The sequence below is a fragment of the Gordonia aichiensis NBRC 108223 genome, from assembly GCF_000332975.1.
GTDB lineage: Bacteria > Actinomycetota > Actinomycetes > Mycobacteriales > Mycobacteriaceae > Gordonia > Gordonia aichiensis.
The window spans coordinates 16,136-28,225 of record NZ_BANR01000014.1 but is presented as its reverse complement, the minus strand read 5'-3'; the positions used below and the strand labels follow the sequence as shown (position 1 = coordinate 28,225).

Genomic DNA, 12,090 nt, shown 5'->3' with positions numbered 1-12,090 from the left:
AGTAAATCGGCCGAGCGAGCCGCTCAGCGCGACGCATCCGCGCAGGCGATCCGCGAGATGCTGGCAGCCGACGCCGAAGCGTCCGCCCAATTCGAGGCGGTGCTCAACGCGTCAGCGCTGTGGATGCGCGGTCGCGAGCGCGGGCGCACCACGGCCGCGATGTTGATGCACGAGCTGCGCCTGTGTGCCAACGAGCTCGGCAAGCGATACGCGGAGAAGGGCGCACTCGCGTCTCCCCGACAGATCTACATGCTGTTCGACAACGAGATCGACGACTTCCTGGCCAATCCCGGAAACTACACCGAGACCGTCGCCGACCGCGAGCGTGGCTACCTCGACATGTTCGACCGCACACCGCCGTTCGTCGTCGACGGCACGCCTCCGCCCGTCAGTGAGTGGGCTCTGCGCGCCGATCGCACAGCACAGGTCGCGTCGCAGGGTGACGTCATCTCGGGCGTACCCGCCTGCGGCGGAACGGCGAAGGGGCGCGTCCGTGTGATCACGAGTCCCGACGATCCCTCGGCCCTCGAGCCGGGTGACATCCTGGTCGCGCCGATCACCGATCCATCGTGGACTCCGCTGTTCGTCGCAGCGTCGGCCGTGATCGTCGACGTCGGTGCACCGTTCTCGCACGCCGCCATCGTGAGCCGTGAGCTGGGCATCCCGTGTGTCGTATCGGCCACCGATGCCACCAAGCGCATCGCCGACGGGGCGACCGTCGAGGTCGACGGAACCGCGGGCACCGTCACCATCCTGTAGCGCACAGTCTTCGCTCGGGTCCGGAGTCCGGCGGCCCGGACCCGAGCGAATCCAGGGCGCACATCATGCGCGCCGTCATCGATTGAAAAACAGCAGCACTGATATCGGAGAATGTGCATGTCCGACAACGCAGCTCGACCCGCGACATCGTCGGAATCACGCATCGGAACCGATCGACTCGGGTTCTACACGCTCGGCGGCCACGTCGAGAGTCCGCGAGCCATGCTGGACGAGCTCGCCCTGGCCGAGAAGATGGGCCTGGGCCAGGCGTTCATCTCGGAGCGGCTCAACGTCAAGGAGGCGTGCGCTCTATCGGGAGCGGCGGGAGCGGTCACCGATACGATCGGCATCACGACCGCGGCGACAAACATCAGCACGCGGCATCCGGCGATCACCGCGGCCTTCGCGACCACCATGCATCGGCTCACCGGGGGACGTTTCACCCTGGGCGTGGGCCGGGGTTTGCGCCCACAGATCGCAGCCATGGGCCTGGCGCAGACCACCACTGCGGAACTCGAAGAGTTCGCGCATCTCATGCGTCGGCTCTGGCACGGCGAAACCGTGCGCGATTACGAGGGCAGGTTGGGCAACTTTCCAGCACTCAAGCTCGATACCGGATTCGACGAGGACATCCCTGTGGCAACAACGGCATTCGGCCCGGCAACCCTGGCGATGGCGGGGCGTGCCTACGACGTGGTGGTCCTCCATACCTTTTTCGCCGACGATACGGTGATGCGTGCAGTCGATACCGTGCGGACCGCCGCTGAGCAGGCGGGACGTGACCCCCACTCGGTCAAGATCTGGTCGTGCTACGCGACGGTCACCGACGAGGTGGACGATCGTACGTTCATCAAGAAGACCGTCGGAAGGCTCGCGACGTACCTCCAGTTCTACGGAGACCTGCTCGTCGAAACCAACAACTGGGATGCTGCACTACTGGAGAGATTCCGAAGCTCCGACGTGGTGTCAGGACTCGACGGCTGGGCCGACGCGATCGGAGATCAGGAGACGTTCGAGCGACTTCGGGAGGTACTGCCGAGCGAGTGGCTCGACTGCGCGGCCACCGGCTCGCCCGAACGGTGCGCCGAACTCGTACGGCATCAGTTCGACCTCGGCGTGGATGGTGTGATCATGCACGGCGCCACTCCGAGTGAACTCGCGTCGACCACTGCCGCATTCGAGAAGTTGGAAGAAGGAAGGGCTGGATGAGCGACACGTCCGCAGGGCGGCTGCTGTTGATCCGGCACGCCCAACCGTTCCACGTGCGCGATGACGGACCGGCCGATCCGGGTCTGACACCGAGTGGGGTGGAGCAGGCGGAACGACTTGCGGTCGCGGTGGCGAAAGGCAGGTACGGGGACATCGATCGCATCGTGTCCAGTCCGATGCGCCGCGCGCAGGAGACTGCCGAGCGGATCGCTGCAGCAACGGGTATGACACCCGCGGTGAACGATCGCATCGCCGAACTCGACAGGGGGTGGTCGTCGTACGGCGTCGACCTCGACGCCTACGACGATCGGCAGTTGCTTCTCGCTGACATGAACGCGGGAAGGATTGGCTCGAATACGTTCGACGTCAATGAGTTTCGGGAGAGGGTCCTTGCGGGCGCGGCAGATATCGTCGCCGAAGGCGGCGACACGGTGGCCGTGGTGTGCCACGGTGGTGTGATCAACGTCGTGCTCTCCGATCTGCTCGGGACCGAGAACGACTTCTTCACCGAGCCCTACTACACCTCGGTGACCCGCGTCCGAGTCGGTCGGTCCGGCCACCGCCAGATCGAGACTCTGAACGAGACACATCATCTCTGGGAGTGACACGCGCGCATAGGGGAGCGACAAGCACGAGTGTCGTCAACCTAGAAGCTGGGCGGCGTGCTCACGAACAAGAAGACCGTCTCGGCGTCGGAGTCGTTGTGCCAGCGGTGGGTTGCCGTGGCGGCGTAGTGGATGGTGTCACCGGGATGCAGAAGGTAGTCGCGTCCCTCGATGCTCATGCGGAGTTCGCCTGAGATGACGTAGACGAACTCCTCTCCTGCGTGCGACGTGGCTGACTCCGATTCGGAGTGTGGTCCTGCGGTCACTTCATTGCAGTCGAGAAGCCGTCTGCCGGAGATGCAGAAGCGAACACGGGCGTCCTGTCCGAGGCTGTAACCCTTCGCCTCCCCGGCTCGCGAGACGACAGTGGGCATCCTGTCGCTCTGCTCGAGCAGGGCGTGCGCGGTCGTTCCCAGGGTCTGGGCGATCTTGTGCAGATTGATCACGCTCGGCGTCGTGTTGCCGTTCTCGATCTGGCTGAGGAATGGCTGCGACAGTTCGGTCGACCTGGCCACTTCGGACATCGTCAGTCCGAGACCCTTTCGCGTCTCTCTGATTGCTGCACCGAGCGCGCGGGCGATCTGGGCCTGGTCGTCGTCCACGTCAGCAAGGTAGCAGGCCTGACACAGCCTCTTTGTGCTGTGCCTGGGCGCGAGGATTCATCGACGTGGCCGGCGGCGAAGTGGGTAACGCAGGCGTAACACATCGAAACTGCCGTGCAACACCATCGACACAGCTAATAAAAAATTAGTCAGGATTATAAGTACTGCAACTCGCGCCCTGCAGTATGCCATCGTCTCGGCGGCTTCACCACGCTCCAGGCGATCTCTCACAACATCACGAGGACCCGTTTCGCCATGTCAACCACACAAGCCGGCAGCACCGTGTTCGAGGTGCCGGTCATCGACATCAGCCCATACACCGGCGACGGCACGGCCGAAGAGCGTGCCCGGGTCGCAGAGGAGATGGATCGCGCGTGCTCCACGGTGGGGTTCGTGCAGATCCTCGGCCACGCGGTCCCCGACGACGTCTGGCGTGGTTTGGGCGAGGCGGTCGACGACTTCTTCGGTCAGTCGCTCGAGGAGAAGAAAACCTATGTGGCCCAGGGGAACCGCGGCTACTCCCCGCCCAAGAGCGAGTCGTTGAGCCTCAGTTTGGGTATCGAGGCGGCCAGCCGTATGAACGACTTCTTCGAGGCGTTCAATGTCGGGACGGAGGCACGGTCCTTTGCCGGACTCGGACTCTCTGAGGACGACTACGGGATCAATGTCTGGCCTGACATCGACGGTTTCCGACCCAAGGTCGAGGAGTACTTCGCGCACGCCGCACGTGTCGCGCGAGTACTGACCACCGTCTTTGCCGACGCCCTGTCGACGCCGTCGGACTTCTTCGAGTATCTGACCGACCACTCTGTGGACGTTCTGCGCATGAACAACTACGCGCTGCCCGAAGGAACAGTGACACTTGACGGAGATCTCACCGGGATGGGGGAGCACACCGACTTCGGGCTGGTCACGGTCCTGTGGGCCGATCAGGTGGCAGGCCTGCAGGTGCTCGGTCGCGATGGGGTGTGGCACGACGTTTCGCCCATCGACGGCGCGCTCCTGATCAATCTCGGCGATCTCACCGCGCGACTGACCAACGACCGGTGGATGTCGACGCTGCACCGCGTGAAGCCACCGATCGTCAACGGAACCATCCAGCGCCGTCGATCCGTTGCCTTCTTTCACGACGGCAACATCGACGCCACGATCGAAACACTGCCGAGCCACCTCGACTCAGACAATGGTCTGGCCTACGAGCCGATCACCGTCCGCGAACACATCGCGGCGAAGCTGGCAGGCTCCCGACAGGGCAAGGCCAACACAAGCGCCGTCCGCGAGGCAGCGCGCGTTCGTGCCGCAGCGCGGACTGAACAGTGACGGAGACCGTGTCCGACGCCGTGAACTCACCGACGATCGTTCTGATTCACGGCGCGTGGGCGGGCACGTGGGTGTGGGATCGCCTCCTTGAGCCATTACGCCTGGCCGGTATGACTCCGCTTCCGGTATGGCTGCCCGGCGTCGGTCCCACCTTGGACAGACCGGCGAGTCTCGGCGACGTCGTCGACGAGGTGCTGCATCAGATCGACGACGTGGATGGACCACTGCTGCTGGTCGGTCATTCCGGAGGTGGTGTCGTGGCAACGCAGGTGGCGGAGTGCATCAGCGATCGGGTCTGCGGTGTCGCCTACATCGCCGGGATGATGCTGCCCTCCGGCTGGAACTTCGGCGACCTGTGCGACGCAGCGGGGCTGCCGGCACCCGTCGGTATCGCCGCATTCCTCACAATCAGCGACGACGGTGAGACGACGTCCGTACCGCCCGAGGCTGCGGCCGGTGTGTTCTTCCAGAAGGCGGACCCGGCAAATGCCATCGCAGCGTCGAGATCTATGCGCCCGCAACGGGAATCGGGACGGCTCATCACCCCGCACTGGACCGCGGAGCGATTCGGACGAATCCCGAGACTCTACGTCGAGGCCACCGAGGACCGCTCGGTTCCCGTGGCGGCCCAACGTCGGATGCAACAACTCGTGCCCGGCGCCGAAGTGGTCACCCTCGACAGCGATCACGCGCCTCAACTGTCCCAGCCGACATCCGTCGTGCGCGCGATCACCGAGTTCGCATCTATGATGCTGTGAACGACGCGTCGAATGAGTTCTGGGCGATGGCGCGGAGGTGCTCGTCGGTCAGGTGCAGCTCGCGTCGTGCCTCGATGAATGCGTCGCCGATGTAGCCGCCGAAGTATGCCGGGTCGTCGGAGTTGATGGTGACGACGAGCCCGGCGTCGAGTAGGTCGAGTAGTGGGTGGTCGGAGAGTTTCTCGACGCCGCGCAGGCGCACGTTCGACAGCGGGCACGTGGTCAGGGGGATGCGGTCGGTGGCCAGACGTGTGAGCAGCGCGCGGTCTTCGAGAGCGCGCACGCCGTGATCGACGCGTTCGATCCCGAGTACGTCGAGTGCCTCCCAGATGTAGGTGGCCGGTCCCTCCTCGCCCGCGTGTGCCACCACATGCAGCCCGGCATCGCGGGCGCGATCGAAGACGGGCGCGAATTGTGCTGGGGGAAAGCCGAGTTCAGCAGAGTCGAGTCCGATACCGATGATGCTGCCGAAGAATGGTTCCAGAGCGTCGAGAGTTGTCATGGCATCGTCGACCGGCTTGTCGCGCAGGAAGCACGCGATGAGGTCGGCGTGCACATCCGTCTCCGACGACGCTGTGTCGAGGCCGCGCCGCAGACCCCGCACGACCACGCCGAGGTCGACGCCGCGTGACGTGTGCGCCTGGGGATCGAAGAAGATCTCGGCGTGGGTGACGCCCTGCGTCGCAGCCTTTCGCAGGTACGCGGCAGCGAGATCGGCGAAGTCGTCTTCGGTGCGCAGCACCGCCATGCACGCGTAGTACAGGTCGAGAAAGTGGGGGAGATCGGCAAAGGCGTGTGCGTTGCGCAGCTGTTCCACCGATGCATACGGCAGCGCGACGTCGTTGCGAGCTGCGAGCGCGAACACCATCTCGGGTTCGAGAGTGCCCTCGATGTGGATGTGCAGTTCAGCCTTCGGCAGGGTCAAGAGCTCGGCGTCGTTCATGCCGTCCATCCTGCCCGGCGGGTCATCGCGGCGGCGCCACGGCCTGGAACACGGCCTTGCGTCGATGCGTGAACCCCAACTTCTCGTAGACGCGGATCGCCGACGTGTTGTCGGCCGCTGCATGCAGAAATGGGAACTCGCCGCGCTGACGGATCACCTCGACGACCGCCAGTACCACTCTGCTCGCGAGACCCTCGCCACGAAAGTCCGGATCGGTGCACACGGCGCTGATCTCGCTCCAGCCCGGCGGGTGCATTCGCTCGCCTGCCATCGCGATGAGCTTGCCGTCGCGGCGGATACCCAGGTAGGTGCCCAGCTCGATCGTGCGGCGTCGAAAAGGTCCCGGCCGCGTACGCTGCACGAGATCGAGCATCTCGTCGACATCCGAAGCGCCCAACTCGACGACGTCGGAGTCGCGGTGCCCGGTCACCGCGTCGCCGATCATCTGCACGCCCGGCATCCGCATTCGGGTGAGCCAGTCCGCGGGTGGCTCGACGGTCACGGTGGCGAGCGTCACGGTCCCCTCCGGACCGACGAGCTCGGCGGCGTCATCCCAGTCGGCGGTCGACGGATGGTCGGGGAGCGCGCACCACGGTGCGACGTCGGAGGGATAGCGCAGTGCGTTGCCGTGGCGTTCGGCGAAGTGTGCATGCGGGCCGACCAGAGCCGAGTGAGAGGGGTTGTCGAGGACCGAGTCGTCGCTGCTCGGGGCATGTCGATGGACGGTATCCGGGGTGCTCGCCACGTGTTCGACGATATGCCGCGCAGGGCATCGTCAGCCGTTCGGGGCTTACCACCGGTCGCCGGAGGAATGCACCGCTGTCGCTCGATGTTGGCAAATACAAGTACTGATGAGGAGAGTGACATGACAGCGGAGACGTTGACAGCGCCGTCAGCGACCGCAACACCGGAAACCGATGTCGCGGTCGCTCCACTGCTGCCCACCGAGGACAGCTTCTACGAGGCCCCATCCGACCTGGATGCGTATCGTCCGGGCCAGGTCATCCGGTCCCGGCAGGTCGAGCTCAAGAACTTCTGGGTGTCGCATCATCAGGCGTGGCAACTGCTGTATCGGTCGACCGACCTCGACGGCAAGCCAGACGCGACCGTCACAACCGTCGTCGTACCCGATCGTTCGAAGCATCCGAACCCTGCGCTGCTGTCGTTCCAGTGCGCGATCGATGCAGTGACCTCGCAGTGCTTCCCCTCATACGCCCTGCAGAAGGGCGCCGACGCATCGCGCGCTGTTGCCCCGTTCGAGTTCATGGTGGTCAGGCGCGCACTCGCGAAGGGATGGGCCGTTTCGATCCCCGACCATGAGGGGATGAAGGGCGCGTGGGGTGCCCCTCGCGAACCGGGCTACCGTGCGCTGGACGGCATCCGTGCTGCGCTCTCGTTCGAGTCGCTGCAGCTGGACCCTGCCTCTCCCATCGGAATGTGGGGATACTCTGGCGGCGGGCTGGCCACGTCATGGGCCGCCGAGGTGGCACCCGACTATGCCCCCGAGCTGAATATCGTCGGTGCCGTATTGGGCTCACCGGTTGGCGACATGGCGTCGACTCTTCTGCGCCTCAACGGCGGACTCCATGCGGGGCTCCCCATTCTGGTCATTGCCGGGCTACGTCGGGTCTACCCCGCCCTCGACCACGTGATCGACGAGCACGCGACGGAGTTCGGTCGCGCAAACCTCGATGAGGCAACCCGATTGCCGACGCTCGCGGCAATACGACGCTTTCGCAATCACGATCTCGACGACTACTTCGACATCCCGCTGGCCGACGTACTCGCCGACCCGGGGATCGTCGAGATGATCGACGACCTGCAACTCGGCACGCACCCGCCGAGCGTGCCGCTGCTGGTGATGCAGGCAGTGCACGACGAGGTGATCGACGCCGACGACGTGGACGCGCAGGCACAGCGCTACCGGGAGCTGGGTGTGCCCGTCACGTACGTGCGTGACCTTGTGACGGAGCACTATTCGCTGTTGCCGCTCTCAGGCCCGCTCGCCATCAGCTGGCTGACACATCGACTCGACGGTCAGCCCGGCGAAGACAAGACGATCACCGCGATTGCCGGTCAGCGGATGAGGCTGTCCAGGTCACAGTGACGGGAACGGTGTCATCCCACGGCTGGCGGGTCACCAAATCGGCTACCCGCACGTGGCCACGCTCGAATTCACCTGTCGCGGCGTCGATCAGACGGTACTGCTGGGTCTGAGTGTGAATGGGCTGGGCGTCGACGAGAACAATGCGCACCTCACCCGGCTCGAACCCGCACCGCTTCTGTAGCGATGCAATGAGCTGCTCGTTGGACAGGTGGCCGTCGCCGAAGTTCCAGCCCATCGCCGTCGAGCAGATGCGTTCACCGTCAGTCAGCATGAACTGTGATTCGTCGAGACCAGCCATTGCGCGATGGGCCAGTGTGAACAATGCTCGTCCGTGACTGTTGAAGGCGCGGAACGCGTACCCCATGTACAGCGCGATCTGCGCGGCCTCCGGACTGCCGTAGATGCGCTGGAGCTGCGACGCGGGTAGTGCGGCGATCGCGACCACGTTCTCTTCCAGCTTCTGAGAGGCCGACGGCGTCATGCACCAGATCCCGGTGTCCCAGTTACCCGCGTAGTAGCGCATGCCCGGTAGGAAGGACACCTTGCGCGGGAACAGGTTTCCGATCACCACTGTGCCCGCAACGACGACGAACAGCAGTGCGACCCACCACGGGTGCTCGAGATCGGTGAGACCGAGGTCTGCATGGCCGACGAACAATGCCAGCACCCCGAACATCATGAAGACGTTCCATTCCAACGGAACCCCCATCGGGATCGAACTGAGAATCCCGAAATGAAAGATCAGCATGATCGCCGCGGCAGTCCAGGTGAGCCAGCCTCCGTGCGAGAAGAACAACACGATCGGCACGAGACCTTCGACCGCAGTGGAGAAGTGGGCGATCCATCGCGCAGGTCGCCCCGGCCGCAGATCGTCCGGGAAGTTCTCGAAGAAGCGGCGCTTCATCGACGATGACCGGATCACCGCGTTGTTCGACATCATCGTGGCGATCACAAAGGGGAAGTGCTTGTTCAACTTCGACGTCGCGGCGCCGAGCCAGATCACCAGGAAGATGATCTTCGCCGCGACGATCATGTCGACGCCGGTGAACAGGAATGTCACGCACAGGGCTCCGTATACCTCACCGCGTGCGGCGAGAAAGATGGTCTTGTCGCGCAATCCGAGCGCGCCGAGAATCGCGAGTATTGTGGAGATCTCCCACACCGGCAACGCGCCGGTTGCCGTATCGAGACCAGGCAGCGGCCTGCTGCCGGGACTTGCGAGTCCGACCACGAGCATCACGAGAAGTGCCGCGTACAGCAGGATGTCGATGGGTCCGCGTACATCGCCCCGCGTCAGTGGTACGCGCGTCGGCCATGGCGGTTGGCGAATGGTGTTGGGACGCAGCCAATACAGGATCGAACCCAGCGGCGGGAAGAACCGATTGTTGAGCGGACCGAATCCGCAGCCGAGTCCGATGACCTCGAACAGCATGGTGTAGAGCACGATCTTCTGAAACACGACCGGCTCGTTGTACCAGGACGCGACGTCGAAGAATCCGCCCACGCCCGGCGTCGCAGCCGCGATGGTCCATCCGACGACGATGTAGGCGAGGATCTTGACCACGTAAAAGAGATGAAGAGCGACAGGAGTGCCGAACCCGACCTCGGCCCACTGACGCGCCATCGGTCGGATCTTCTCGGCTCGCGACCCCTGACTCCACGTCGGGAAATCGACTTCAGGACTGGTCTGCTTGATGAACCCCATGTTCTGACCTCGCTGCCTATTGCTGCCGCAGCCTGGACCGTAACAAACCAAACGAATGCTTGGTTGGGTTTCGGATGATGCGATTGCGACACGCTTGTGGCCTGCGCGAAAACCGTTCTCGCGGCGTCCGTGATGTGCGAGTACGGACATTCCCGGCAACCCGCGATTCGGCCGACTCGAAGGAGTTCACGGGCGTACCGTGACGCCTGTACCAGTGACAACCCAATGGAGTGTCCCATGTCTGATGCCTTGGAAACCGTCAAGAAGTACGTCTCGGACGCCGACCCCGCCGTGGTCGAGAAGATGGCGTCCACCTACCGACTCGCTCTGCAGAACCGCGACGCGGCAATGGTGTCGGCAAGCGATCCGGAAGAACTCAAGACAGTCCGCGAGAACTTCCTGAAGAAGAAGCTCGGGCTCACCGAGAATGACGCTTACCTCGACAACGCGATCAAGGATGTTCTCGCCGAGATGAAGGACGGCTCGTCCAATCCGCGACTCGCGGTGTACTACAAACTCGCCGACAAGTTCGGCAAGCTCGGAGTCTTCAAGTAGGACATCCGATATCGCGGCCCCGCTCGGCGTCGGAGATCTCGGGTAGAGGCCATCGACGTCGAGCGGGATAGCCGCGTCAGTGACGTGTGGTGTCGTCGCCTCGCCTGTCCGCAGCCACCTGAGCATGTCAGACCCTCGAACTAGTGTGTGATTCGACGATCAGTCATCAGACGCAGGAGGGGCCATGACGCGATCAGATTCAGGGGAGCAGGGTGCCGGTGCGATCGAGCCCGAGTGGGAGGCATTCACTCGACGGCTGAGGTTCCGACTGCGCGCACTCGAGCGCGGCGACGTCATCGAGATCACCAGTACCAACCCCTCCGACGGTCCGGTGCGTCTCACGTTCACGGTGACCGGTTCGCGGAAAGTGCGATGCACCCTCGGGCGTGACATGCTCATCCATGTCCGGCCTCCCGACGATCCGCTCTACGTGCGCGACCGGTCGATCTCTATGCTCGAATTGGGTTATCACAGAATGCGTTCGGGTTCTGAGATTTTGGAATCGGGCCGACGCGGTGTCGACGTGTTGGCCGCAACTGTCGTGCGGACGCTACGCGAGGTGTGGGATTTCGACGATCCGTCGGTGTTCGCGGTGAGCGAGTCCCACGCCACTCCGACCACCACTCCGAAGACCGTACAACCGCTGCCGATCACGAGCGATGGCTCCGGCAGGCGCAGGACCGTCGACGTGCGCCTGACCGCAACACCCACGACGGCAGCGACCGCCGCCGACGCCACACACCTGCTCGACCTCGCTCGTGACACTCTCGTCGCATGCGGCGTCGAGCTGATCGACGTCGACGACACAGCAGTCCGGTTCGACGTCGGGGGTTTCTACACCAAGCTGATCGTGTCGCCGTATGCTCTGCGACTCGAGTTCTGCACGATCATCGCGCACGGCACACCCGACATGACACTGCTCGGCGCGGTCGTCGCCGAACACTCGTCGCGCTGGCCTGATGTGTCCATCGTGGTGGCGAAGGACCACGTCTTCGCTGTGCGCGCGCTCGACGCCGTGGTGTTCCATCCATCCAATCTCCTTGCTGCGGTCACGGCATGGGCGACGTTCATCGAGGAGGGGGCCATCGACATCGTCGAGCAACTACATCCCGAGCTGACCGAGCGTGACGACGTGGGTGTGGAGGTGATGCCCACGGGTCTCACAGCCCTCATCGATGAGTACTCCGCGACTCCAGGCGGGTTGACTGCGACGGAGATCATGCGACGCTCGCGCGCCAACACGCCGATGCTGCGCCGCTATGTACGGATCTGCGCCGAGCACCTCGAGGCATTAGAGGCCGGCACCGTCTCGAGCAGTGACAGTGATGCGACACAACAGGATTGGGCGCAACTGTTGCGGCGGATCAGAGCGTTCATGCCGGTTCTGACGGAAGCGATCGCGGTCTCGGCGGAAGCCAACGGGTGGTGGGAACAGGCCGCGTGATCAATCCGAAGGCTGCTCTCAGGTCGTGTTGATCGAGTGGCAAGGGTCGGCAGGCAGAGTCGAAGGCGTGAACGAGACAAGAT

12 protein-coding genes are annotated in these 12,090 nt (G+C 64.0%); 8 read left to right on the top strand and 4 right to left on the bottom strand.

Translation table 11 applies throughout. The features are described from left to right. From GOACH_RS14100 to GOACH_RS14090, 3 genes are all read left to right on the top strand, one after another. A partial coding sequence (locus tag GOACH_RS14100) for a PEP-utilizing enzyme (RefSeq protein ID WP_005175735.1) occupies positions 1-759 on the top strand: 759 nt, incomplete at its 5' end. A gap of 117 nt (positions 760-876) precedes the next feature. Next, positions 877-1,968 (top strand): TIGR03857 family LLM class F420-dependent oxidoreductase, encoded by a 1,092-nt coding sequence (locus tag GOACH_RS14095; protein ID WP_005175734.1) that lies wholly within the window; start codon positions 877-879, stop codon positions 1,966-1,968. Then, positions 1,965-2,573 (top strand): histidine phosphatase family protein, encoded by a 609-nt coding sequence (locus GOACH_RS14090; RefSeq protein WP_005175733.1) that lies wholly within the window; start codon positions 1,965-1,967, stop codon positions 2,571-2,573. Before GOACH_RS14095 ends, GOACH_RS14090 begins: the two co-directional genes overlap by 4 nt. A gap of 41 nt (positions 2,574-2,614) precedes the next feature. On the opposite strand, the gene GOACH_RS14085 is transcribed toward GOACH_RS14090, so the two are convergent. Continuing rightward, complete coding sequence (locus GOACH_RS14085; protein WP_005175732.1) at positions 2,615-3,175, bottom strand: helix-turn-helix domain-containing protein; 561 nt, start codon at positions 3,173-3,175, stop codon at positions 2,615-2,617. 255 nt (positions 3,176-3,430) lie between these two features. On the opposite strand from GOACH_RS14085, the gene GOACH_RS14080 reads away from it, so the two are divergent. Continuing rightward, positions 3,431-4,495 (top strand): isopenicillin N synthase family dioxygenase, encoded by a 1,065-nt coding sequence (locus tag GOACH_RS14080; protein ID WP_005175730.1) that lies wholly within the window; start codon positions 3,431-3,433, stop codon positions 4,493-4,495. Next, positions 4,492-5,253: an alpha/beta fold hydrolase gene (locus tag GOACH_RS14075; protein WP_005175729.1), complete on the top strand. Its 762-nt coding sequence runs from the start codon at positions 4,492-4,494 to the stop codon at positions 5,251-5,253. Before GOACH_RS14080 ends, GOACH_RS14075 begins: the two co-directional genes overlap by 4 nt. Here the strand turns inward: GOACH_RS14075 and GOACH_RS14070 are convergent. Both GOACH_RS14070 and GOACH_RS14065 read right to left on the bottom strand, forming a co-directional pair. Beyond that, on the bottom strand, positions 5,240-6,196 hold the full coding sequence (locus GOACH_RS14070; protein ID WP_005175727.1) for an adenosine deaminase: 957 nt from the start codon (positions 6,194-6,196) through the stop codon (positions 5,240-5,242). The genes GOACH_RS14075 and GOACH_RS14070 overlap by 14 nt on opposite strands. Before the next feature lie 22 nt (positions 6,197-6,218). Next, positions 6,219-6,941, bottom strand: a complete 723-nt coding sequence (locus tag GOACH_RS14065) for a GNAT family N-acetyltransferase (protein WP_005175726.1) — start codon at positions 6,939-6,941, stop codon at positions 6,219-6,221. Between the two features lie 120 nt (positions 6,942-7,061). Here GOACH_RS14065 and GOACH_RS14060 point away from each other — a divergent pair, with 120 nt between their 5' ends. Then, a complete protein-coding gene (locus GOACH_RS14060; RefSeq protein WP_005175724.1) occupies positions 7,062-8,303 on the top strand; it encodes a lipase family protein in 1,242 nt (413 codons plus the stop codon). Here GOACH_RS14060 and GOACH_RS14055 read toward each other — a convergent pair. Next, on the bottom strand, positions 8,257-10,008 hold the full coding sequence (locus GOACH_RS14055; protein ID WP_005175722.1) for a DUF3556 domain-containing protein: 1,752 nt from the start codon (positions 10,006-10,008) through the stop codon (positions 8,257-8,259). The genes GOACH_RS14060 and GOACH_RS14055 overlap by 47 nt on opposite strands. Before the next feature lie 237 nt (positions 10,009-10,245). Here GOACH_RS14055 and GOACH_RS14050 point away from each other — a divergent pair, with 237 nt between their 5' ends. Together GOACH_RS14050 and GOACH_RS14045 are read left to right on the top strand one after the other, a co-directional pair. Then, the gene (locus tag GOACH_RS14050) at positions 10,246-10,563 is read left to right on the top strand and encodes a DUF2853 family protein (protein ID WP_005175720.1); all 318 of its coding nucleotides are present in this window, start codon (positions 10,246-10,248) and stop codon (positions 10,561-10,563) included. Between the two features lie 184 nt (positions 10,564-10,747). Continuing rightward, entirely contained in the window at positions 10,748-12,007 is a 1,260-nt protein-coding gene (locus tag GOACH_RS14045; RefSeq protein WP_005175718.1) for a TY-Chap domain-containing protein, read from the top strand. Positions 12,008-12,090: the final 83 nt, after the last annotated feature.

What these genes read in the sequence shown, in the direction of transcription:
- GOACH_RS14095 (WP_005175734.1), top strand. Translation starts at nt 877, where the DNA reads ATGTCCGACAACGCAGCTCGACCCGCGACATCGTCGGAATCACGCATC.
- GOACH_RS14090 (WP_005175733.1), top strand. Translation starts at nt 1,965, where the DNA reads ATGAGCGACACGTCCGCAGGGCGGCTGCTGTTGATCCGGCACGCCCAA.
- GOACH_RS14080 (WP_005175730.1), top strand. Translation starts at nt 3,431, where the DNA reads ATGTCAACCACACAAGCCGGCAGCACCGTGTTCGAGGTGCCGGTCATC.
- GOACH_RS14070 (WP_005175727.1), bottom strand. Translation starts at nt 6,196, where the DNA reads ATGAACGACGCCGAGCTCTTGACCCTGCCGAAGGCTGAACTGCACATC.
- GOACH_RS14060 (WP_005175724.1), top strand. Translation starts at nt 7,062, where the DNA reads ATGACAGCGGAGACGTTGACAGCGCCGTCAGCGACCGCAACACCGGAA.
- GOACH_RS14055 (WP_005175722.1), bottom strand. Translation starts at nt 10,008, where the DNA reads ATGGGGTTCATCAAGCAGACCAGTCCTGAAGTCGATTTCCCGACGTGG.
- GOACH_RS14050 (WP_005175720.1), top strand. Translation starts at nt 10,246, where the DNA reads ATGTCTGATGCCTTGGAAACCGTCAAGAAGTACGTCTCGGACGCCGAC.
- GOACH_RS14045 (WP_005175718.1), top strand. Translation starts at nt 10,748, where the DNA reads ATGACGCGATCAGATTCAGGGGAGCAGGGTGCCGGTGCGATCGAGCCC.